This is a genomic window from Amycolatopsis ponsaeliensis, from assembly GCF_030182635.1.
Classification (GTDB): domain Bacteria; phylum Actinomycetota; class Actinomycetes; order Mycobacteriales; family Pseudonocardiaceae; genus Amycolatopsis; species Amycolatopsis ponsaeliensis.
The window spans coordinates 75,208-97,540 of sequence record NZ_JAPZLD010000017.1 but is presented as its reverse complement, the minus strand read 5'-3'; the positions used below and the strand labels follow the sequence as shown (position 1 = coordinate 97,540).

General features: G+C 71.3%; 21 protein-coding genes. 5 read left to right on the top strand and 16 right to left on the bottom strand.

What is annotated here, in order from left to right; all coding sequences use genetic code 11:
- Position 1: 1 nt before the first annotated feature.
- Genes QQ657_RS25185 through QQ657_RS25170 form a run of 4 tightly spaced genes read right to left on the bottom strand, consistent with a single transcriptional unit; the run spans position 2 to position 4,086 of the window.
- Positions 2–1,645: a thiamine pyrophosphate-binding protein gene (locus QQ657_RS25185; protein ID WP_284744701.1), complete on the bottom strand. Its 1,644-nt coding sequence runs from the start codon at positions 1,643–1,645 to the stop codon at positions 2–4.
- On the bottom strand, positions 1,642–2,697 hold the full coding sequence (locus QQ657_RS25180; RefSeq protein ID WP_284744700.1) for an amidohydrolase family protein: 1,056 nt from the start codon (positions 2,695–2,697) through the stop codon (positions 1,642–1,644). The genes QQ657_RS25185 and QQ657_RS25180 overlap by 4 nt, the downstream gene beginning before the upstream one ends.
- Positions 2,694–3,554 (bottom strand): HpcH/HpaI aldolase family protein, encoded by an 861-nt coding sequence (locus tag QQ657_RS25175; protein ID WP_284744699.1) that lies wholly within the window; start codon positions 3,552–3,554, stop codon positions 2,694–2,696. Before QQ657_RS25175 ends, QQ657_RS25180 begins: the two co-directional genes overlap by 4 nt.
- A complete protein-coding gene (locus QQ657_RS25170; protein WP_284744698.1) occupies positions 3,538–4,086 on the bottom strand; it encodes an SRPBCC family protein in 549 nt (182 codons plus the stop codon). The genes QQ657_RS25175 and QQ657_RS25170 overlap by 17 nt, the downstream gene beginning before the upstream one ends.
- A 287-nt stretch (positions 4,087–4,373) precedes the next feature.
- Between QQ657_RS25170 and QQ657_RS25165 the strand changes: the two genes are divergently transcribed.
- From QQ657_RS25165 to QQ657_RS25145, 5 genes are read left to right on the top strand one after another with little or no spacing between them, the layout of a single operon-like run.
- The gene (locus QQ657_RS25165) at positions 4,374–5,264 is read left to right on the top strand and encodes a substrate-binding domain-containing protein (protein ID WP_284744697.1); all 891 of its coding nucleotides are present in this window, start codon (positions 4,374–4,376) and stop codon (positions 5,262–5,264) included.
- Positions 5,265–5,289: 25 nt separating this feature from the next.
- Positions 5,290–6,138, top strand: a complete 849-nt coding sequence (locus tag QQ657_RS25160) for an amidohydrolase family protein (protein ID WP_284744696.1) — start codon at positions 5,290–5,292, stop codon at positions 6,136–6,138.
- Positions 6,139–6,143: 5 nt separating this feature from the next.
- The gene (locus QQ657_RS25155; RefSeq protein WP_284744695.1) at positions 6,144–7,199 is read left to right on the top strand and encodes an extracellular solute-binding protein; all 1,056 of its coding nucleotides are present in this window, start codon (positions 6,144–6,146) and stop codon (positions 7,197–7,199) included.
- A 22-nt stretch (positions 7,200–7,221) separates the two neighbouring features.
- Positions 7,222–8,976: an ABC transporter permease gene (locus QQ657_RS25150; protein ID WP_284744694.1), complete on the top strand. Its 1,755-nt coding sequence runs from the start codon at positions 7,222–7,224 to the stop codon at positions 8,974–8,976.
- A gap of 12 nt (positions 8,977–8,988) precedes the next feature.
- The gene (locus QQ657_RS25145; protein ID WP_284744693.1) at positions 8,989–10,116 is read left to right on the top strand and encodes an ABC transporter ATP-binding protein; all 1,128 of its coding nucleotides are present in this window, start codon (positions 8,989–8,991) and stop codon (positions 10,114–10,116) included.
- 1 nt (position 10,117) lies between these two features.
- On the opposite strand, the gene QQ657_RS25140 is transcribed toward QQ657_RS25145, so the two are convergent.
- The 12 genes from QQ657_RS25140 to iolD are packed head-to-tail and all read right to left on the bottom strand — an operon-like array spanning position 10,118 to position 22,332.
- Entirely contained in the window at positions 10,118–10,807 is a 690-nt protein-coding gene (locus QQ657_RS25140) for a GntR family transcriptional regulator (protein WP_284744692.1), read from the bottom strand.
- A gap of 48 nt (positions 10,808–10,855) precedes the next feature.
- Entirely contained in the window at positions 10,856–11,881 is a 1,026-nt protein-coding gene (locus tag QQ657_RS25135) for a Gfo/Idh/MocA family protein (RefSeq protein ID WP_284744691.1), read from the bottom strand.
- Positions 11,878–12,729: a sugar phosphate isomerase/epimerase family protein gene (locus QQ657_RS25130; protein ID WP_284744690.1), complete on the bottom strand. Its 852-nt coding sequence runs from the start codon at positions 12,727–12,729 to the stop codon at positions 11,878–11,880. The genes QQ657_RS25135 and QQ657_RS25130 overlap by 4 nt, the downstream gene beginning before the upstream one ends.
- A complete protein-coding gene (locus QQ657_RS25125; RefSeq protein ID WP_284744689.1) occupies positions 12,723–13,592 on the bottom strand; it encodes a sugar phosphate isomerase/epimerase family protein in 870 nt (289 codons plus the stop codon). Before QQ657_RS25125 ends, QQ657_RS25130 begins: the two co-directional genes overlap by 7 nt.
- Positions 13,589–14,608: an inositol 2-dehydrogenase gene (iolG, locus tag QQ657_RS25120; protein WP_284744688.1), complete on the bottom strand. Its 1,020-nt coding sequence runs from the start codon at positions 14,606–14,608 to the stop codon at positions 13,589–13,591. Before iolG ends, QQ657_RS25125 begins: the two co-directional genes overlap by 4 nt.
- Positions 14,596–15,546: an aldo/keto reductase gene (locus tag QQ657_RS25115; protein ID WP_284744687.1), complete on the bottom strand. Its 951-nt coding sequence runs from the start codon at positions 15,544–15,546 to the stop codon at positions 14,596–14,598. The genes iolG and QQ657_RS25115 overlap by 13 nt, the downstream gene beginning before the upstream one ends.
- A complete protein-coding gene (locus QQ657_RS25110) occupies positions 15,513–16,520 on the bottom strand; it encodes a Gfo/Idh/MocA family protein (RefSeq protein WP_284744686.1) in 1,008 nt (335 codons plus the stop codon). Before QQ657_RS25110 ends, QQ657_RS25115 begins: the two co-directional genes overlap by 34 nt.
- On the bottom strand, positions 16,517–17,470 hold the full coding sequence (locus QQ657_RS25105; protein WP_284744685.1) for a hydroxyacid dehydrogenase: 954 nt from the start codon (positions 17,468–17,470) through the stop codon (positions 16,517–16,519). Before QQ657_RS25105 ends, QQ657_RS25110 begins: the two co-directional genes overlap by 4 nt.
- Positions 17,467–18,504 (bottom strand): LacI family DNA-binding transcriptional regulator, encoded by a 1,038-nt coding sequence (locus tag QQ657_RS25100; RefSeq protein ID WP_284744684.1) that lies wholly within the window; start codon positions 18,502–18,504, stop codon positions 17,467–17,469. The genes QQ657_RS25105 and QQ657_RS25100 overlap by 4 nt, the downstream gene beginning before the upstream one ends.
- On the bottom strand, positions 18,501–19,688 hold the full coding sequence (locus QQ657_RS25095) for a Gfo/Idh/MocA family protein (RefSeq protein ID WP_284744683.1): 1,188 nt from the start codon (positions 19,686–19,688) through the stop codon (positions 18,501–18,503). The genes QQ657_RS25100 and QQ657_RS25095 overlap by 4 nt, the downstream gene beginning before the upstream one ends.
- Positions 19,685–20,470: an HpcH/HpaI aldolase family protein gene (locus QQ657_RS25090; RefSeq protein ID WP_284744682.1), complete on the bottom strand. Its 786-nt coding sequence runs from the start codon at positions 20,468–20,470 to the stop codon at positions 19,685–19,687. The genes QQ657_RS25095 and QQ657_RS25090 overlap by 4 nt, the downstream gene beginning before the upstream one ends.
- A complete protein-coding gene (gene iolD, locus QQ657_RS25085; RefSeq protein ID WP_284744681.1) occupies positions 20,467–22,332 on the bottom strand; it encodes a 3D-(3,5/4)-trihydroxycyclohexane-1,2-dione acylhydrolase (decyclizing) in 1,866 nt (621 codons plus the stop codon). The genes QQ657_RS25090 and iolD overlap by 4 nt, the downstream gene beginning before the upstream one ends.
- Between the last annotated feature and the right edge of the window lies 1 nt (position 22,333).

Genomic DNA, 22,333 nt, shown 5'->3' with positions numbered 1-22,333 from the left:
ATCACACGTCCTCGCCGTACTGGATCCGTCGGTAGGGAACGCTGAGCACGTCCCGGGTGATGCGCACGTCGATCACGGTCGGGCGCGGGGCCCGCACGTACTTGCCCAATGCGGCACGCAGCTCGTCAACGGTGCGGACGGTCGCCCCGCCACCGCCCAGCGCCTGGGCCACGACACCCAGCTCGGGCGTCGGGATCACCGCGAGGGCCGGGTCGAGGCCCTTCGCCGCGGCCTTGTGGTACTCCGCGCCGAGCCCTTCGTCGTTCATGACCACGACGAGCACGGGTAGCCCGTAGCGGCAGGCCGTCTCGAACTCGGACAGGTGCATGAGGAAACTCGCGTCGCCCTCGACGACGAACATCGGCTCGCCCTTGGCCACCACCGCGCCGACGGTCAGCAGCGGAGCCTGCCCGATCGCGCCGAACATGCCGTAGTTCGAGGTGACCTCGCGGGAGCGCTGGAACAGCATCGTGCCGAAGTCCGTCTGGTGCCCGCTGCCGAGCACCAGCCCGATCTCGCCCGGCAGCTCTTCGTCGACGACGGCGATCGCCTCGCGCGGGTCCAGCAGACCGGGGTTCCGCCGGTACTCGGCCGGGTCGACCAGAGGAGCGGTGAGCCGGCGGTGCACGTCGGCAGTGTGGAACCCCTCAAGGCCGTCGGGTTCGAGCGCGCCGGTCAACGCGGTGAGCCCGGTGATCGCATCCGCCTGGACGTAGCAGTCGGCGACCCGGCCGTTGCCCATCACGACGTTCGGCGCGGTGTCGATCTGCACGAACTTCGCGTCGGGGAACAGGTAGCCGCTTTCGATGGTGTAGTGGTTGAGGCTCGCGCCCACCGCGATCACGCAGTCGGCCTCCTGCAACATTTCCATCGCCACCTTGCTGCCGAACAGCCCGGCGATCCCGACGTGGTAGTCGGTGCGTCCGTAGAGCCAGTTCTTGGCCTGCAACGTCGTGGCCAGGAGCGCACCGGTCCGTTGCTGCAGGGCGAGGATCTCCTCGGCGGCGCCGGCCTGGCGTGCGCCCCTTCCGGCGATGATCACCGGGCGCTTGCTCGCCGCGATCAGCTCCCGGGCCTGCTCGATCCGCTCCGGGTGCGGCAGCAGCTTCGGGGTGCGAAGCAGTTCGGTGGAGGGTGAGTACGGCAGGTCGTCGTCGAACTCCTGCAGCTGCACGTCGATCGGCACGCTGATCATGACGGGCCGGGACTGCGTGCGGGCGAGGTGGAAGGCGTTCCGGACGACCTCGATGGCGGAGTCCGCCTTGGCCACGTGGAAGAACTCGCATTCGATCGCGGCGGCGAACCGGCGCTGGTCGAGGTACTGCACGGCGGACTCGTCGCCCAGCGGCGTCTCGCCGACGAACGCGACTAGAGGGATGCGGGCCCGGCTCGCCACGATCATCGACGTCGCCAGCTGCGAAACTCCCGGCCCGCTGGTGGTCGTCACGACACCGGGGCGGCCCGAAGCGCGGGCGTACCCGTGCGCCATGCTGAGGCCCGCGCCCTCGTGCCGGACCTCGTAGAGGCGGGTGCCGTGCCCGGCGAGGGCGTTCATCCAGTGCATGTTGGCGTCGCCCATCATGCCGAACACGTCCGTGGTGCCCTCGGCGGCGAACGCCGCGGCCAGTGCTTCGTAGACCTTCATCGCACGGCCTCCTGTTCTTCGTGGTGGCTGACCCGGACCGCGAGGCGGGGGAACACCCGCAGCGCGTTGCCTCCGTAGATGGCGCGGCGGTCCTCGGGGGTGAGGGACGGGATGTCGTCCAGCAGCGCCTTGGTGTCGTCGAAGCGGCGGCCGGTCTCGGGGTCGACCGAGCGGACGGCGCCGATCATCTCCGAGGCGAACAGCACGTTCGCGGCGGGAATGACGTCGGTCAGCAGCTCCAGGCCGCGCCGGTGGTAGACGCAAGTGTCGAAGAAGACGTTGCCCAGCAACGACTCCTCCAGCGGCGGCCGGCCCCGGTCCAGCATGAACCCGCGGTAGCGGCCCCAGTGGTAGGGCACGGCGCCGCCGCCGTGCGGCAGGATCAGCCGCAGCGTCGGGAAGTCGCGGAACAGGTCCGACTGGCACAGCTGCATGAACGCGGTCGTGTCGCCGTTGAGGTAGTGCGCGCAGGTGCCCTGAACCGCGTCGTTGCGCGACATCGCCACATGCACCATGGCCGGGACGTCCAGCTCCACCAGCTTTTCGTAGAGCGGGTAGTAGACGCGGTCGGTCAGCGGCGGGGCCTGCCAGTAGCCGTCGGACGGGTCCGGGTTGAGCAGGCACCCGACGAAGCCGAGTTCGGTGACGCAGCGCTCCAGCTCGGCCGCGGACGCGCGGACGGACGCGGCCAGCGCGTCGCCGGGCGATTGGGGGAGCTGGCAGACGGGGGCGAAGTTGTCCGGGAACAGGCCGCAGACGCGGGCGATGAGGTCGTTGCTCACCCGGGACCACACGAGGCTGGTTTCGGCGTCGCCGTAGTGGTGCGCCATCTTCCCGGCGCCCGGGGAGAACAGGGTGAGGTCGGTGCCGCGTTCGCGCTGCAGCTTCAGCTGACCGTTTTCGATGGCGGTGCGGATCTCGTCGTCGCCGATGTGCAGCTCGTCGGGCGAGACGCGCGCGCCCGAGCCCTCGAACGCCTGGATCTGGCGCTCCCGCCACCGCCCGAGCGCGGGCGGCGCGGTCGTGAAGTGACCGTGGCAGTCGATGATCATGAAGGGGTCCTCCCGGTGAGTTCCCGGCCCCGTTCGAGGCCGGGGTAGCCGCGCACCGGCGCGGTCATGAGGAAGCGGTAACCCTCGTCGACGACCTGCTCGGCGTTGCGGGCGGTGACGTGCGGGTGCCCGACCACGACGTCGTGCTCCAGGCACGTCTTCACGATCCGGGCGCGGGCTTCGACCATCAGCGGATGCTCGAGCTGCCGGGGGACGCCGAGTTCCTGGCTCAGGTCGCCTTCGCCGATGAGGATCAGGCCGATGCCGGGCACCTCGTCGAGAATGGCGGGCAGGTTGTTGATGCCGAGCTGGTCTTCGATCTGGATCACGACGAGGATTTCGCCGTCCGGGTCGAGCGGCCAGACGTCGGCCTTGGCGTAGTAGTCCTGAGTGGACAGTCCCCAGTACCGCGCGGCCGCCGCCGGTGCGTCGCCGCGCAGGCCGGCCGGTTCGAAGCGGGGAGCGTCGGGCAGCCGGGGATACCGGCAGGCCGCGACGGCGTTGCGTGCCTCTTCGACGCGCGAGATGTGCGGCCACACGATGCCGTACGCGCCGAGGTCGAGGGCCTGTTTTGCGTGCCACTGGCCGTGTTCCGCGCCGTTGACGGGCACCCGGACCAGGGGAGTGGGCGACGGGGCGAGGGTGCCCGCCTCGAAGATCCGGCGCCGGTCGAGCAGATACTGGAGGCTGTCGCGCAGGGTCCGAGCGTCCCACGGCTTGTGCTCGGCTTCGAAGACGAGGCCGTCGTAGTCTGCGGACGCGAAGTCGAGGGCCGCGGCCGGTTCGGGGGCGGCGAACGCGGCGAAGGCGTGCTGCCCCGACTCCAGCGCGGCGATCACGCTATTGAGCCTGGCCACTGCGCACCTCACTCCGCTGGAAGATCCGCAGCCACCAGGCCCGCAGCCGGGTCCACACGGACGGCCGCGGCAGGGTCACTTCGGTGGTCCCCGTGCATCGGCGGACCAGTTCCGCCGAGAACTCCCTGGTCATCCGGGCAACCATGGCGCCGGCCCCGGCTTCGATCAGCGACGCGAGCTTGCCCGCGAGGGTGATCTCCCCGGTGACGCGGACCCAGGACCCGCCGGCGTCCTCGCGCACCTGAAAGGTGGCGTGCGCGGTGAACCGCGTGGCGCCCTGCCCGTCCCGGCCCTTGGCCGAAAGGCGTCCTTCCCGCTCGGGTTCGTCCAGGTCCAGCGACACCCGGGCGCCGAAGCGCACGCGGACGGCGCCGAACTTGACGGCCAGCGTGCCGTCGAAGGAACCGTCCTCGTGCGACTGGCCGAGTTCGGCCCCGTCGATGCACGACACCACCTCGGCGGGGTCGGACACCACTTCCCACACCCGTCCCGGCGGCGCGGGGACGGGGATCTCCTCGTCGATCTTGATCAAGGCTGTGACCTCGCTTGGCGATTCGGTCAGATTGTTTAACAACTTGCCGGGCGACCGTAGCAGGTGCTGCACAGATCCAGCAAGAACCGATGTGATGCCCGAATTATGTAGAACAACTTTGCGAGATTGAACCCTGGGTAGTCAATCTGGATGCAAAGGGTGATATTCGGCAGATTGTTAAACGATCTGGCCGTTCAAGTCTTGAAAGTCCAGGACTTGCGCCGTACGGTCGCTGACACTGTTGAACATTCTGGCCGCTCGGCCTCAGACAACGGAGGAGTTGCCCCATGGCCAGGCCCCTGTCCGTCGCGGTGAAGTCCTACCCGCACACGGCGTTCCTCACCGACCCTGCCTTCACCGCGGGCGGGCACCCGGTCACCCTTGCGGCGGCGAACCCGATCTACCGCGCGTTCGCCCCGATGGTGCGCGAACTGCGTTACGACGTCAGCGAACTCGCCCTCGCCACGTTCCTGCAGGCCTACGAGGCCGGCGTCCCGATCTCCCTGCTGCCGGTCGTGCTCAGCGGCGACTTCCACCACCACTCACTGACCCGCTGGCCCGGCTCACCCGAGCTGACCCCGGCCGATCTGGCCGGCCGGAAGGTCGGCGTGCGCGCCTACAGCCAGACCACGGGTCTGTGGGTCCGCGGCATCCTGCACGAGGAGTACGGCGTCGACGCCAAGGACGTCACCTGGGTGACCACCGAGGAGCCGCACGTCGCCGAGTACGTCGAGCCGCCGAACGTCGAGCGCGCGAGCGGGAAGGTGCTCGACCTCCTGGGTCGCGGCGAGGTCGCGGCCGCCGTCCTCGGCCCGCCCGCGCTCGACAGCGCGGAGGGCCCGTTGGTGCCGCTCATCCCGGACTGGCGGGAGGCCGAGGAGGCGTGGGGCGCCCGGCACGCGACGGTGCCGATCAACCACCTGCTCACCGTCCGCCGCGACCTCCTCGAAGCCGAACCCGGCACGGTGACCGAGCTGTACCAGGCCTTCGGCGCCCGCATCGAGGAGCGCAAGGCCGAGCCCGACCCCGGCCCCCGCGTGCGCGCCCTGCGGTTCGGCGTCACCGACGAGCTCGTCGCCGGGCTCCAGGTCGCCATCGACTACGCCCTGCAGCAGAACGTCATCCGCACCCCGGTGACGGTGGCCGAGCTGCTCGCCGACTTCACCCGCCTCTCCTGACCTTCCGACCGAGACCAGAGGTGCCATGTTCAGCGTCGACACGCACACTCACATCATTTCTCCGGACACCACCGCCTACCCCGCCGCGCCGCTCGGCGGCCACCGCTCCGAGTGGTCCCGCGAACGCCCGGCCGACATCGACGGCCTGCTGCGCGAAGCCGACGCCGCCGGCGTGGATCACCTCGTCGTGGTCCAGGCTTCGACGGTGTACGGGTTCGACAACAGCTACGTCGCCGACGAGCTCGCCCGGCACCCCGGCCGCCTCACCGGCGTCTGCTCGGTCGACTTCCTCTCCCCGAAAGCCGTCGACGACCTGACGCACTGGGTCGACGAGCGCGGCTTCTCCGGGGTGCGCATCCGCGCCGCGAACGGCACGACGGCCGTGCCGACCCCGGGCCGCGGCCTCGACGACGAGCGCATGACGCCGGTGTGGGAGTTCCTGTCCGAGCGGCGCGTCCCGGTGTGCGTCCAGATGCACGCCGAGCACGCCCCGGTCCTTTCCGGACTCCTGCGGGAGTACCCGGGGCTGACCGTGGTCCTCGACCACGCCGCCCGCCCCCAGCTGGATGGCGACCCGTATCCCTCCCCGCTCGCCGAGACCGGCCGGGTCTTCGTCAAGCTCACCCCGCCCGCCGTCCTGCGTGCCCAGCGTGAGGCGGGGTCCGCGGCGCCGCTCGTCGAAACCCTGGTCAAGGAGTTCGGCGCGGACCACGTGCTGTGGGGTTCCAACTTCCCCGCGTCGGCGGGATCGCTGGCCGAGCTGCGCGACCTCGTGCGGGAGCAGCTGCCCACGCTGGACGACCCTGAACTGGCCCTGATCAGCGGCGGGACGGCCGCCCGGCTTTACGGGATCACCGTCGCGGAGGGACAGTGAGTGTCATGCGCCGCTCGCTCCGCCTGACCGCCGTCGCCGTCCTGGTCACCCTCCTCGGGACGGCCTGCAGCGAGCCGCCGCCGGTGCCCGGTGCCAAGAACCTCGACGAGCTGTACCAGGCGGCCAAGGCGGAAGGGCAGGTCGTCTGGTTCGCGCCGAAACCCGAGGCGCAGATGCGCAAAGCCATCCAGGCCTTCCAGAAGAAGTACCCCGGGATCTCCGTCAAGTACACCAACAAGAAGGCCCCGGACCTGGTCACCCAGCTCAACGTGGAACAGGCCGCGGGCCGCGTCAGCTTCGACGTCTCCAACGCCGGCGGCCTCACCGTGCTGCCCTCGCTGGACATGGCGGCCTCGGTGCACTGGGCCGACTTCAAGGTCCCCGGCGACCAGATCTTCGACGGCAACTTCGTCTACATCTGGGCCGTGCCGAAAGTCTGGGCCTACAACACCAACGCCGTCCCGAAGGAAACCGCGCCGAACAGCTGGGACGACCTGCTTTCCCCGCGGTGGAACGACGGCAAGCTCACCGTCGAGTCGCGCGGCTCGTTCATGACAGTGTGGGCCCAGGACCCCACGCTGGGCACCGACGCCGGGCTCGACTACGCCTCCCGTCTCGCGCAGCTGCACCCGCACTTCACCGACAACACCACGCAGGCGCACACGAACATCGTCTCCGGCCAGACCCCGGCCGGGACCGACCTGATCAACCTCGTGCTGGAGGACCAGGCCAAGGGCGCGCCGATCGCCGTCGCCCCGGTCGGCCCGACCAACGCCAACAAGGCGTACCTGTTCGTGCCCGAAGGGTCCCCGCACCCGGCGGCGGGCCGGCTCCTCACCGCCTTCCTCGCCTCGGCGGAAGGCCAAGCCGCCCTGGTCGGCAGCTACAACTCGATCCTGCCGCCCGACACCGACTGCTCGAAGGCCACGAAGAACCGTGTCGTCGCCGCCCTGTGCGAGGCCGGCGTCAAGTGGTTCAGCGAGAACGACCTCCAGCAGTACCAACGGTTTTCGGACTTCTTCCCCCAGGTCGAGAAGGCCATGGGCACCGACGTGAACTAACGCCCCTTTGGAGACTCCAACGATGCAGTCCGTCACCCGGGTCGCCCCCGCCGCACCCCCTCGTCCACCCGACGACCTCCCCCGTCCCCCTCGCCGGGACCGTGTGCTCACCGCCGTCAACATCGCCATCGGCGTGCTCCTCGCTTACCTCGTGCTCTTCCCGCTCGGCATGCTGGTCTACAGCAGCCTCAAGGACAGCGAGCTGAAGCTGCCCTTCCAGATCCCGGGCTTCACACTCGACAACTTCGCCGGGATCTTCTCGTCGCCGCGGGTGCTCGAGGTCGCCGTCAACTCGCTGATCTTCGTGGTGGGTACCGTCGCGCTGGCGCTGGTCGTCAGCGCGAGCCTGGCCTACCTGTTCGAGCGGACCGACATCCCCGGCCGCCGGTTCCTCGCTCCCAGCACGCTGGCCCCGATGGCTGTGCCGGCCACCGTCATGGCGGTGGCGTGGGTGCTGGCCGCCAACCCGGCCAACGGGCCCATCGCGATCCTCATCCGCAAGGTGACCGGGCTGACGGTCGACATCTACTCCCTGCCCGGGATGATCCTGGTGGCCGGCATCTTCGGCGTCCCCGGCATGTACCTCATGCTCGCGCCGGCTTTCGCGCGGCTCAACGTCGAGTTCGAGGAGGCGGCCGCGACGTCGGGCGCCGGCTGGTTCACCCGCACCCGGAAGGTGGTCCTGCCGCTCACCCTGCCCGCCATGAGCGCCGCCGCCATGCTGCTGGCCGTCATCGCCCTCGAAGAGTTCGCGATCCCGTCCATCCTCGGCACCCCGGACCAGATCTTCGTGTTCAGCAGCCTGGTCCAGGCGGCCCTGCAACCGCCGTCCGGCCTGTCGGACTACGGCCGGGCCAGCGCGTACGGCGTGCTGCTGGTCCTGCTCTCCCTGGTGCTGATCGCCGTGTACCGGCGGCAGACGCGGGAGTCGCACCGGTTCCAGGTCGTCAGCGGCAAGGGGTACCGGGTCACGCCGGTCCGGCTGGGCCGGTGGCGGATCCCGATCGCCGCGCTGGTGACGCTGTACGTGCTCATCGCGATCGTGATCCCCATCCTGACCCTGGTGTGGACGAGCCTGACGCCGTTCCTGCAACCGATCGACCTGCACAGCCTGGGCGAGCTCAGCTTCGGCAACTACGGCGCGATCTTCACCAACCCGAGCCTGACCCACGCGGTCGTCAACACCCTGGTGATCAGCCTGGTGACGGCGACGCTCACCGCGGGCCTCGGGCTCTGGCTGGCGCTGGCGTCGACCCGCGGCGGACGCGTGGGACGGGCCTTGTTCGACCTGACGTTCCTGGTCTTCGCCGTCCCCAGCGTCGTGCTGGGCGTGGCGGTGCTGTTCCTGTACCTGTTCCTGCCCATCCCGGTCTACGGCACGATCTGGATCATCGTCATCGCGCTCGTCACCCGGTACGTGCCGCGCGCGTCCCGGATGATCCAGACGTCGCTGCTGCAGCTCGACGGCGGCCTCGAAGAGGTCGGCCGCGTGTCGGGTGCCCGGCGCGGCACCGTGCTTCGCCGAGTGGTGCTGCCGCTCGCCGCCCCCGCCGTGAGCCGGACGTGGCTGTGGGTCTTCGCCAACGCGCTGGGCGAGCTCCCCATCGCGCTGCTGCTGTCCAGTTCGGACAACCGCACCGTCGTGGTGCTGCTGTGGGACATGATCGGCGAGAGTGCGAACTACCCCGAGGCCAGCGCCCTCGCGGTGCTGCTGCTCGCGCTTTCGGCCGGCTCCGTCTGGTGGGTCAACCGCCGTGGCTTCCAACAACACATGTGAGGTGTCGTGTCCATGTCCGTCTCTCCCGACCACGCCGTGACGATCTCCGGCCTGGAGAAGCGCTTCACCCGCAAGCAAAGCAGCGAAGTGAGCCTCGCGGTCGACAACGTCGGCTTCACCGTCCCGCGCGGCGACTTCTTCACGCTCCTGGGGCCCAGCGGGTGTGGCAAGACCACCACCCTGCGCTGCCTCGCCGGACTGGAGAGCGCGGATCGTGGTGAGATTTTGATGAACGGCAAGTCGGTGTTCTCCGCGGAGGCGCGCCGCGACGTGCCGCCCGAGGACCGGCCGATCGCGATGGTGCCGCAGTCCTACGGGATCTGGCCGCACATGAAGGTCTTCGACAACGCCGCCTTCCCGCTCCGGTACGGCCGGAAGACCTGCTCCCGCACGGAAACGCGAACGCGGGTGCTTGCCATGCTGGAGCAGGTGGGGCTGGGGGAGTACGCCGACCGGTGGTCCACCCAGCTCAGCGGCGGCCAGCAGCAGCGGCTCGCGCTGGCCCGTGCCCTGCTCTGCGAGCCGGAGGTGCTGCTGCTGGACGAGCCGCTGTCCAACCTGGACGCCAAGCTGCGCGCGCAGCTGCGGTCCGAACTGCGCTCCTTCCAGCAGAAGTTCGGGGTCACGACCCTGTACGTGACGCACGACCAGGGTGAGGCGCTGGCCATGTCGGACACGATCGTGGTGATGAACAAGGGCCGCATCGAGCAGATCGGGTCACCGGGGGAGATCTACGACTCGCCCGCGTCCCGGTTCGTGGCGGACTTCGTCGGGAGCGCCAACCTGATCCCCGGAGTAGCCGACGGCCCGGCTGACGCCGGGGCGGTCGAGGTCAAGACGTCCATCGGCCTGCTCCGCTGCGAACGGTTCGCCACTCCGCCCGCGGGAGTGCGCGAAGTCCACGTCTGCATCCGTCCCGAGCACGTCCGCGTCGTCGGTGAGGTGCCGGAGACCATCCTGGCCAACCGGTTCCCGGCGCGCGTGACCGCGACCGAATACCTCGGTGACCGCCGCGAAGTGGTCATCGCTGTCGACGACGTGGTGCTCCGCGCGCACGCCGACGCGCATCTCGCCGCCCGTCCGGGTGACGAGGTCGGGGTCGAGCTTGATCCCGCGTGGACGGTGGCGCTCTGGTCGTGACCTAGGAGGTGGTGAACTTCAGCTGCAGCGCGCGCCGGACCGCCGACAGGTGGTGCCGCATTGCCGCGGCGGCGGCCTCGGGATTGTGCGTGACGATCGAGGCCAGGATCGCCTCGTGCTCCTGCACGACGGTCGACCTCGGCCGCGAGCGGTCCATGTCGCGGTACTGGCGCAGCACCAGCGGGTAGAGCAGGCTGTCGACGAACTTGGTGAGCGTGGCCTGCCGCGCCGCCTGGCGGACCTGCTCGTGGAACCTCCGGTTCAGGGCCGAGTACTCGTCCCGGCCGTCCTCCGCCTGGCCGGCCCGCATGCTCGCGCAGATCTCGGTCATCGCGGCGAGGTCTTCGTCGGTGGCCCGCTCGGCCGCTTTCGCCGCCAGGGCCGCCTCGAGCACCTCGCGGGTCTCGAGGATCTCGATGGCCTCGTCCTCGGTGAACGACCGGGTCCGGGCGCTGCGGTTCGCCTCCGCGGTGACGTAGCCCTCCTGCGCGAGGCGGGCGAGCACCGACCGGAGGGTGCCGCGGGAGACCTGGAGCCGGACGGAGAGGTCCGACTCGGTCAGGCGCGAATCGGGCGCGTAAAAACCGGAGAGGATCAGGCCGCGGAGGTCGTGGTAGGCCTGGGAGGTCCGGTTGGCGCCGGTGTCCGGGGCGCTCGTGCGCGCCGCGTCCTGGCCCGTGTCCACCTCCACGAGAGCCCCACCTCCACCACCAGCCCGGCCGAGTACGTCGGCTAGATCTTACGACGGACGACCGGGCGACTCCGTTCGGACGCGCGCGGGGCGAGGCGTGAAGCCGGCGGCCCGGTAGCAGTCGTCGATCAGCCGCATCGTGGCGACGGCGTCGTCGAGGTCGTTCTCCAGCGGGGCTCCTTCGCGCAGGTGGGCGGCGAACGCCTCCAGCTGGTAGGTGTACGACGAGCGGCGGCCGAGCTCCTCGACGCGGGTGCCGCTCGCGTCGGTGATCGTGACGCGGTCGTCGAGGTGGGGCTGGACGAAGTTCTCCGCGACGGCCTCGCCGCGGCTGCCGATCAGGCGGTAGCTGAACCGCCACGACGGCGCGGCCATGTGACAGCGGGCCCGGCCGATGACGCCATTGGGGAACTCGAGGTCGGCGTCGAGCCATTCGTCGACGCCGGGGTGGCCGGCGCGCTCGCCCGCGCGGGCCGCGACCAGCCGGGGCGGGCCGCCGGTCCACTCCGCGAGGGCGCGGTGCGCGTGCAGGCTGTAGCAGCCGAGGTCCATCGTCGCGCCGCCGGCGAGGTCGAGCGACCAGCGCGGGTCGGCGTCGTCCGGGGCCGGCATGAACATGTCGGCCTCGACCGCGCGCAGCTCGCCCAGTTCACCCTTCTCCAGCAGCTCGTGCAGCCGCCGGGTGACCGGGTGGTAGAGGTAGTGGAACCCCTCCATCACCCGCACACCAGCGGCCACCGCCGCGTCACGTACGACAGCGGCCTCGACGGCGTTGCTGGCAAAGGGTTTCTCCGACAGCACGTGCTTCCCGGCTTGGATCGCCGCGAGGTTCCACGGGCCGTGCCAGGCGTTGGGCAGCGGGTTGTAGACCACCTCGACCTCAAGGTCTTCGACGACCTCGGCGTACGAGCCGAGGACCCGCTCCACACCGTGCTCGGCTGCGAACCGTTCCGCCCGCCAGCGGTTGCGGGCGGCGATGGCGACCAGGCGGTGCCCGGTCGCGACCGCCGGCTCGGCGATGGACTTGCCGGCGATGCGGGCCGCGCCGAGGATCCCGATGCGCAGCGGTGTCACGCTTTCCTCCCGGCGGTCAGCAGCTTCGCGGCCGCGTCGAAGGCTTCGGCGACGGCCGTTTCCGGGTCCAGCGCCCGGTGGCGGTGCGACATCATCTCCACGCCCCATGGCCCGTCGTAGCCGAGCCCGGTGACGGCGTCGATGAACGCGGGGACGTCGAAGTCGCCCTGTCCACAAAGGACGCGGTTGTCGAAGGTGTCCTCGAAACCCGACCCGATCTGGTCCGCGGCACCGTCGTCGAGTTCGACGGCGAAGAGGTGCCCGTGCGGCACGAGTGCCGCCATCGTGGGGTAGTCCATGCCGCTGCGGTAGATGTGCCAGATGTCCAGCAGCAGCCCGGCGGCGGGGAGGGCTACATCGGCGACGAGCCGCGCCGCCGGTTCGAGCGTCGGCATGCTCGAGAACGCGCAGGCTTCGAGCGCGATCCGCGTCCCGGCGGCCGCAGCCTCGGACGCCAGCTCCGCGAACGACGAGCGCAGCACCGCCGGATCGTACTGGTCACCCAGCATGCCCGCGCCCACCTTGATGTGGCGAGCACCCAGCGCGGCCGCGGCGTCGAGTAGGTCCGCGCGCGCCTGGGACGCTTCCGCGGTCCACCAGTGGTCGATGACCTCCAGTTCGATGTGGACGATCCCGTGCGCGGCGAACAGCTCCGCGAGCCGGGCCAGCCCGATGTCGTCGCGGGCGGCGACGAGATCGGCGTGGTTGATCCCGAACCCCCGGTAGCCCGCGGCCGCGACGGCCGCGATCCGCCGCTCGATCCCGATCGGGCTGTGGTCGCCGGTGCGCGACGGCATCACGTTCCCGGCCGACGTCCAGCAGGTGGCCAGCAGCTCCGGCGTCACCACGGCAGGCTCCGCAGGTAGGCCACGGACGCGCGGACGTCGGCGCCTGGGCCCTCGCCTTCGGGCTCGCCGGCGAGGATGGTGTCCTGCTCCATCGTGTACCAGCCGCGGTAGCCGTGGGACTCCAGCACGCCGATGATCGCCGCGATGTCGACGTCCCCGGCCCCAAGCGGCCGGTACAGCCCGCCGCGCACCGCGTCGGCATAGGTCAGCTCACCCGCCCGCACCTTCTCCGCGACCGTGACGTCGACGTCCTTGAGGTGCGTGTGGGAAATGCGATCGGGGACGGACTTGGCCAGCTCGACCGGGTCCGTTCCGCCGATGAGCAGGTGGCCGGTGTCGAGGCACAGCGGCACCGTCGACCCGGCGAGGACCCGCTCGACCTCGGCGCGGTTTTCGACCATCGTGCCGACGTGCGGGTGCAGCGCGGCGGCGACACCGCGCTCGCGCGCCCGGTCGGCGATGCGGTCGAGGTTGCCGAAGAGCGTGCGCCACGCTCGTTCGTCGAGTTCGGGCCGCTCGTCGTAGCCGTCGAGGCCGCTGGCCGCGGCGAGCACGATCGTACCCGCGCCGGCCGCGACGAAGCCGTCGAGTTCGCGGTCGATCTCCGGCAGCGGGTCACGCCCGGCGTCGTGCAGGACGACGGGGACGAACCCGCCGACCGCGGAGAGGCCGAGCTCGCGCAGCTTGGCCGCCTTCGCCGCCGGGTCGCGGGGCAGGAACCCGTCCGGCCCGAACTCGGTGGCGACCAGCCCGATGTCCTTCATTTCCGAAAGCACCCGGTCGGGGGTGAGCTGGTGGCCCCAGCCCGGCACTTCGCAGACGCCCCAGGAGATCGGCGCTCCGGCAACCCGGTCCATGATCATGTCAGCACTCCGTCGGTGAGGGCGGGGGATACGGCGACGGCCCGGCCGGTGGCCGCGCTTTCGGCCGCCGCGTCGGCCAGGGCGAGGGCGGCTCGGCCGTCGGCGAAGCCGGGGGAGGGCGGCCGCTGCTCGCGCACCGCCCGCACGAACTCGTCGAACTCCGCGCGGTAGGCGTCGCGATACCGCTCGACGAAGAACTTCAGGTACGGGTCGGCCGTCTCGGTCCCGCCCGGCCCGTAGGCCCGCACGGACGACGACGTCTGGTTGCCCGCTTCGAGCATTCCATTGTCACCGAAGGCTTCCAGACGCTGGTCATGGCCGAACGCGCAGCTGCGGCTGTTGGTGATGGTGCACAGCGCGCCGCTCCGGGCACGCAGCAGCACCATCGCCTGGTGCGCGTCCCCTTCCGCGGTGAGCATCTCGTGGCCGTCGCCGGACGTGAACGCCTGCACCTCCGCGATCTCGCCGAGGAAGTATCGGGCGACGTCGAAGTCGTGGATCGTCATGTCCCGGAAGAGCCCGCCGGACGCGGCCACGTAGGCCCGCGGCGGCGGCTCGGGGTCGCGGCTGGTGAGCCGCAACGCCCGCAGTGTGCCGATCTCGCCGTCGGCGACCCGGCGGTGGATGTTCGTGAACGTCGGGTCGAAGCGCCGGTTGAAGCCCATCATGACGAATGGCCGCAGCCCGGCGATCTCCGCCCAGCACGCGTCGATCCGCGCCAGGTCGAGGTCGATCGGCTTCTCGCACAGCACCGGTTTGCCGGCGAGAGTGGCTTGAGTGAGCAGATCGATGTGCGTCGGCGTGGGGGAGGCGATGACGACCGCGTCCAGCCCCGGGTCGGACAGCACCCGGGTGACACTGTCGGTCGCGCGGCCCCCGTGCCGGGCGGCGAGGCTCTGGGCGGCGGGCAGCACGGGGTCGCACACCCAGGCGAGCTCGGCGTCGTCGTGGCCGGCGATCGACCGCGCGTGGACCTGGCCGATCCGGCCGCAGCCGAACAGCGCTACGCGGAACATGTGTCACCTCCGTTGTTTTCGGGACGGCCGCTGCTCCAGGACAGCGCCCGCACGTCGGCGGTCACCGCGAGGACGGCGGTCAGCAGGTCTTCGTCGATCGGCGCGGCCTCGGCGGCGACCGCCGCGTCCAGGTGCTTGGCCTTGGTGGTGCCGACGACCGTCGTCGCGGCGCCCGAGCGCTGGATGGAGAACTGGTTGGCCAGGAACGCGATGTCGGCGCCGCGCTCGGCACACACCTCGGCGGCGCGCCGGGCCGCATCGATGATCTGTTGCCCCGCCGGAACTTTGATCCGCGAACCCGCCGGGGTGAGCAGGCCGAGCGCGACGGCGGCAGCGTTGATCAACCCGACACTCCGTTCCTGACACAGCGGCGCCAGTTCGTCGGCGAGCCGGGTGTTGAGCAGCGTGTAGTGCGCGTAGGAGAGGACGACGTCCAGGTCGGTCTCGGCGACCGCGCGCCGCAGCGTCTCCATCGGGTAGCCGGTCATCCCGATGTACCGGCACTTGCCTTCGTCGCGCAGCCGGGCCAGTTCGGCGTAGGTGTCGCCGAAGACATCGTCGAGGTCGGTGAACTCGATGTCGTGCAGCTGCAGGATGTCGACGTGGTCGGTCTGCAGCAGCTCCAGGCTGTGGTGGACGCTCTCGCGCAGCCGCTTCGGCGTGAAGTCGAATTCGTCACCGCCGTAGCGGCCGGCTTTGGTGCCGATCACGACGTTGTCGCGATGTCCGCGCAGGGCGGTGCCGAGCCGGCGTTCGGCCAGCCCGTTTCCGTAGTAGGGCGAGGAGTCGAAGAACGTGATCCCGGCGTCGAGCGCTCGGTGCACCACTGCCGTGGCTTCGGTTTCGCCGATGGCGCCGAACATGTCGCCCAGCGGTGCGGTGCCGAACGACACCGCGGACACCTTCAGATCGGTGCTCCCGAGGGGGTGGTGACGCATGGTTCCTCCGTGGGGGACTCGTAGAGTGCGGGCCGCGGCGGCAGGGTCACGGCGACGGAGCGCCGTTGCTCGGCGGCCTCCAGGCAGGCCTGCGCGGTGACACCGGCGGCGTAGCCGTCCCAGGCGCTGGCGCCGCAGACACCGCCGGTGGTGACCGCGGTGACCCACGCCTGCACCTGGCGGCGGTAGGCGTCGGCGAACCGGTCCCGGAAGTCCGCGACCGGTGGGGTGGCGGCCAGCCGGGCGGTGCTCGTTTCCCCGACCAGCTCGCAGCGGACGTCGTAGCCGTACTGCGCGTTGACGAAGATCTCGATGTCGGCGAGCACCCCGCCGGCGGTCTCCACGACCAGCAGCCGCGGGTCGCGCAGCCCGGCCGCGGCCAGGCTGCTGCTGCGCGGGGTGAAGACCGACACCCGGGTGATGTCGTCGGCCAGGAGCCAGCGGATGACGTCGAACTCGTGGACGGCCGAGTTGAGGATCGGCATCTCCGGGGTGAACCACGGCATGGCGACGGCGTTGCGGTGCGCGCAGTGCAGCATGAGCGGCGCCCCGGCACCGCCGTCCACGAGCGTCTGTTTCAGCTCGGCGTAGGCCGGGTCGAAGCGGCGCATGTAGCCGACCTGTACCAGCCGACGCCCCAGCGCGACCTCACGCTCGACGATGCGACGGCAGCCGTAGACCGTCGCGGCGAGGGGTTTCTCGCACAGCACCGGCTTTCCGGCGTCGAGGCAGGCCAGCACGAGGGGTTCGTGGGCCTCGTCGGGAGCGGCGATCAGGACGGCGTCCACATCGGACGCCGAGATGAGTGCATCCGGATCGGTCACGCGGGCTTGGTCGTCCGCGACCTCCTTCGCGCGACCGAGGTCGGTGTCGGACACCGCCACCACCGTCGCGCCGTCGATCCCGGTCCGCAGGGTCGCCACGTGGGCCGAGCCCATCGCGCCGGTGCCGATCACGCCCACGCGCAGCGTCATGACGGTGCTCCCGCGTACACCTCGGGGTTGGCGACGTTCTCGGCGCGGCCGCCGCCGAGGACCGCGGCCATCCCGGTCGCCATGTCGACACACGTGCGCTGCCACGCCCGCGCTGAGATCCCCATGATGTGCGGGGTCAGCACGACATCCGGGTGGTGGAACAACGGGTGGTCGGCAGGCGGCTCCGGGTCGTAGACGTCGAGGCCGACTCCGGCGAGACGGCCGTCGAGCAGGGCGGCGTGCGCCGCGTCGAGGTCGAGCAGGCCACCCCGGGCGCAGTTGACCAGGACGGCGCCCGGCTTGACCAGCGCCAGCTCGGCGGCGCCGATGAGGTGCCGGGTCTCGGGGGTCAGGGGCGCGTGCAGGCTGATGACGTCCGCGGCGGCCAAGAGCCGCGGCAAGTCGGTCACGGTGACGCCCTCGGCGGCGTCGAGGTGCGGGTCGAAGACGATCACCTCGGCCCCGAAACAGCGGGCCAGTTCGGCCACTCTCCGTCCGATCCGGCCGAAGCCGGCGAGCCCGACGGTGGCGCCGTCGAGGTCGTAGGCCGTGAGCCGGGTGCGGTGCGCCCACCGGCCGTCGCGGACCAGGGTGGTGTGCCGGCCGAGCTTCTTGAGCAGGTGCAGGGCGAAGGCCAGGGTGCCTTCGGCGACCGCGCGGGTACCCGCGGTCGGGGTGACGACGACCGGCACCGATCGGGTGCTGGCCGCTTCGAGGTCCACGCGGTCGACGCCGACGCCGGTGCGGCCGATCACCCGCAGGTTCGGCGCGGCGTCGAGCAGCGCCCGGTCCACCTCGCTGGTCGCGCGGGCGATGAGCCCGATCGCGTCCGGCAGCAGGGCGCGCTGCTCGGCCGCGGACTCCGCCGTGACGACCTTGCCGAACGGCGACAGCCGCTCGACGACCAGGTCGTCCACCGGTCCCATGGCCATGATGACGGACGCGGTCATGGTCGCTCTTCCTTCCTGGCGGTGGAGCGGCGGACGACGAGGGTGGGCGCGATCAGGTCGCGGCTGCCGCTTTCCTTGGCCGCGTCGGCGGCGCCGTCGAGCCGCGCGAGGATCCGGGTGGCCGCCAGCTCGCCGATCTCAACGCTCCGCGGGTCCACAGAGGACAGTGAGAGGTGGGTGAGCGCGGCGAGCGCGGTGTTGTCGTAGCCGACGACGGACAGGTCGGCGGGCACGGCCAGCCCGGCGTCGTCGGCCGCGGACAGCGCGCCGACACCGGCGAGGTCGTTGAGCGCGACGATCGCGGTCGGCCGGTCATCCGAAGCCAGCAGCCGGGCCGCCGCGGCGTGCCCGGACGGCTCGTCGTAGTCGCAGAGCTCCACCCGGATGTGCTCGGCGAGCCCGTGCGCGCGCATCGCGCCCTCGTAGCCCCGCCGCCGTGCTTCGGCGACGCCGTCCGGGCCGCCGCCGAGGTGGGCGATCCGCCGGTGTCCCAGCTCGATCAGGTGCTCGGTCGCCTTGCGGCTGCCGGCTTCGTCGTCGTTGACCACGCTGTCGGCGTAGGGGAGCTCGTAGCTGTGGCTGCTGGCGACGACGGCGGGCACGGTCTTCATCGCCTCGGCCAGTGCTTCGTCGTACGGCAGGGTCCCGACAACGCACAGGCCTTCGACGCGCAGGTCGATGAACGCCTCGGCGACCCCAGGGTCGACCTTGCCGTCGAGCTGCCCGCCGCCGATGAGCACGCGCAGGCCGTTGGCCTTCAGGACCCGACGGAAGCCGTCGAGGATGTCGACGTACCACGGGTTGCGCAGGTCGGACACGACGACGCCGACGGTGCGGGTGCGGCCTTCGACCAGGCTGCGCGCCACGGTGTTCGGCCGGTAGCCCAGCTCCCGTGCGGCCTGCAGCACGGCTTCCCGCCGGGCGTCGCTGACCTGCGGGGCGCCCCGCATCACCAGGGACACCAGCGACTTCGAGACCCCGGCGTGCCGGGCGACGTCGTGGATCGTGGGCCGCCGGGCCTCCTGCTCGGTCATCGCCCGGCCCCGGCGGGGACCGCGGCCGGAACCGGGAGCCAGCCGCCGTTCTCGGCCGAGCGGGCCATCGTGGCGACGACGTGGGACGCGGTCAACGCTTCGGCCACGCTCGGCGCCAGCTGCTCGCCGGTTTCGATCGACTTCAGGAACAGCGCGGCTTCGACCACTTTCAGGTCGTCGTAGCTCATCGAGATCGCCGGCCCGGGCTGGAACCGGGCGTACTCGCCGTGGCCCGGTCCGGCCAGGACCGTGCGGTAGCCGTGGTCGGGACCGCCGCGGCCGAGGCAGACCGCCAGCTCGTTCATCCGCTCGAAGTCCCAGGCGACCGAGCCCTCGGTGCCGTAGATCTCGAACCCGATCTGGCAGCGCGGCCCGACGGTCACCCGGCTGGCTTCGACGGTGCCGACCGGCCCGCCGGCGAACCGGAGCAGCCCGGCGGCGTAGTCCTCGTTCTCCACCGGCGCCGTCGGCCCGCCTTCGATCACGGCGAAGTGCGTGCTCGGCCCGGCACCGGGCAGCGGGCGCTCCGGGATCATGATCGACGTCAGCGCGCTCACGTCGGTGATCGGCCCGAGCAGGTACTGCAGCAGGTCCACCGCGTGCGTCATGAGGTCGCCGAGCACGCCCAGCCCGGCCCGGTCGCGTTGGAAGCGCCACGACAGCGCGCCGTTCGGCTCGGCGGCGTAGTCGTTGAGGAACCGGCCGCGGACGTGCGTGATCCGGCCCAGCTGCCCGGTGGTGATCAGGTCACGGGCGTGCGCGACCGAGGGGGCGTGCCGGTAGTTGAACCCGACGGCCGTGCGGACCCCGGCTGCCTCGGCGGCGTCGGCGACCGCGACGGCGTCGTCGGTGGTCCGGCCGACCGGCTTCTCGATCCAGAAGTGCTTGCCCGCGGCGGCGACCGCCGAGGCGATCTCCCGGTGCAGGTAGTTGGGCGCGGTGATGCTGACGGCCTGGACGCCCGGGTGCGCGACGACCTCGCGCCAGTCGCCGGTGACCTGCTCGTAGCCCAGCGCGTCGCGCGCGAAGTCCCGCTGTTCGGCGAGGACGTCGGCGGCGATGATGAGGCGGGGGCGCAGGCCCAGCTCGGGATAGTGGTAGTTCACCCGGTCGTAGGACCGCGAGTGCAGCTTGCCCATCCAGCCGACGCTGATCAGGCCGACCCCCAACTCGGTGGTACTCACGAAACCTCCTTCTGCAGCCGCGTGGCGGCGTCGGTGGTGGTGCGGATGGCGTCGGCCACCGCACCGGCGAGGATGCTGGAATCCGAACCTACGCCGACGAAGGTGAAACCGTCGGCGACGTACCCGGCCGCGCTCGCGGGCGTGGCGGCCAGGGTCCCGGCCGCGATGCCCGCCTTCCCGGCCGCGGCGAGCACGTGCTCCATCGCGGCCACGAAGTCGGGGTGCCGGACCTGGCCGGGGATGCCCATGGCGTGGCTGAGGTCGCGGGGCCCGACGAACAGGACGTCGACCCCGGGGACCGCGGCGATCTCCGCCGCGTTGGCGACCGCCTCCGGGCTCTCGATCTGGATGATGCCGAGGACCTCGCCGTTGGCCCGGTCGAGCGCGCCGGTGTCGAGCCCGAACCCGCACGCCCGGTTGTAGGTGGCCACCCCGCGGTCGCCTTCGGGCGGGTACCGCAGATGCGCGATCGCCTCGGCGGCCTGCTCGACGGTGTCGATGCGCGGGAACATCACCCCGGTGACACCGAGGTCGAGCACCCGGCCGGCGCGGATCCGGTCGGCGGTCTCGACGCGCACGAGCGCGGCGACGCCGTGGGCTTCGGCGGCGAGGATCTGGGGGAGCAGGGCGTGTTCGCCGGTGCCGTGTTCGAGGTCGAGCAGCAGCCAAGAGGCGCCGCCGAGCGCGCAGGCCTCGGCGGCCAGCGGCGAGCCCAGGTTGACGAAGGTCCCCAGCGCCGGCCGCCCGGCCGCCATCAGGTCCACCAGTTGACGCCGGTTCACGCGTACCACCTCTGAGCTGCCTTCGCGGACTCGTACTGACGCCGTTTCTCCTGCACCGCGGGGTCGCGGGACACCTCGGCCGGTGCCACGTCCCACCACACCCCGCCCGCCGGCAGGTTCTCCTGCGGCGCGGTCTCCACCACGATCACGGCCGGGCCCGCGTGCTCTCGGGCCTTGTGCAGCGCGACCCGCACTTCGTCCGGGGTGCCCGCGGTGAACGCGGCCGCGCCGAGCCCGCGGGCGATCGCCGCCAGGTCCAGGTCGACGTAGCCGCCGGTCAGCGCCTCGCCGTCGCGGCGGCGGAACTCGTTGCCGAAGTCGTTGCCGCTCGCGGTCATCTGCAGGCGCCGGATCACCTGGAAGCCGTGGTTCTCCGAGATCACCACGGTGATCTTCAGGCCTTCCTGGACCGCGGTCGCCAGCTCGGTGGGCTGCATGAGGAACGTGCCGTCGCCGATGAAGGTGACCACTTCACCGTCCGGCTGGGCGAGCCGGACGCCGATGCTCGCGGGCAGCTCGTAGCCCATGCACGAGAAGCCGAACTCCAGGTGGCAGCGCCGGTCGTCCGTCGCGTCCCACACCTTCAGCAGGTCGCCGGGCGGTCCGCCGGCCGCGGCCACGACAGTGTCCCCGGCCCGGGACTCCTCCTGGAGCACGCCGATCAGCTGCCCTTGGGACATCGGGCTGTGCGTGGTTCCGGCCAGCGCCTCCGCGCGCCGGGGTGCCCACTCCGCGGCCAGGGAACGGGCCCGCTCGGCCCACTCGGCGCGCGGAGCGGTGCCCGCGACCCTGGCGGCCTCGGCCAGGGCTCGCAGGGCGAGCTTGGCGTCCGCGACGATCGCGGTCGCGTTCTGCTTGACCGCGTCGTGCTCGGTGACGTTGATCGAGGCGAACTGGACGCCGGGATCGGCGAAGAGGGACTGAGAACCGGTGGCGAAGTCGGTCAGCCGGGTTCCGATGTGGACGATAAGATCCGCTTCGGCCGCAAGGGTGTTCGACGCGGGATTGCCCTCCAGGCCGAGCCCGCCGAGCTGCCACCACTCACGCGCCTGAACCGCGCCCTTGCCGCCGAACGTCTCCACGACCGGCAGGCCGAACTCCCCGGCCAGCGCCTCGAGTTCAGCGGTGGCCTCGGAATAGTGGACACCGCCACCCGCGACGAGCAGGGGCCGTTTCGCCGCGGCGAGCAGCTTCGCGACCTCCGCGACTTCGTCCTGGTGCGGGCTGCGCCGCCGGATGGGCCAGTCCCGCTCGGCGAAGAACTCTTCGGGGAAGTCGTAGGCCATCGACTGGACGTCCTGGGGCAGCGAGACGACGACCGCGCCGGTGTCGGCCGGGTTGGTCAGCACCCGCATGGCCGCCGGCAACGCCGTCAGCAGCTGCTCGGGCCGCGTGATCCGGTCGAAGAACCGGGACACCGGGCGGAACGTGTCGTTCACGGTGACGTCGGCCGCGGCCGGGTCCTCCAGCTGCTGCAGCACGACGCCCTGGTGCCGGGTCGCGTAGGTGTCGCTGGGGAAGAGCAGCACCGGTAGCCGGTTGATCGTGGCCAGCGCGGCGCCGGTGACCATATTGGTCGAGCCCGGCCCGATCGACGCGGTCACCGCGAGCGTCGCCTTCCGCTTGCTGGCCTTGGCGTAGCCGACCGCGACGTGGACCATCGACTGTTCGTTGCGGCCCTGGTAGTAGGTCAGCTCGCCGGAGTACTCGTCGAGCGCCTGGCCCATCCCGGCGACGTTGCCGTGGCCGAAGATGCCCAGCATCCCCGGCACCAGCCGGCGGCGTTCGCCGTCACTGACGCTGTACTGCTTGCCCAGGTACAGCACGACCGCTTGGGCGGCGGTCACACGCACGGTGCCCATG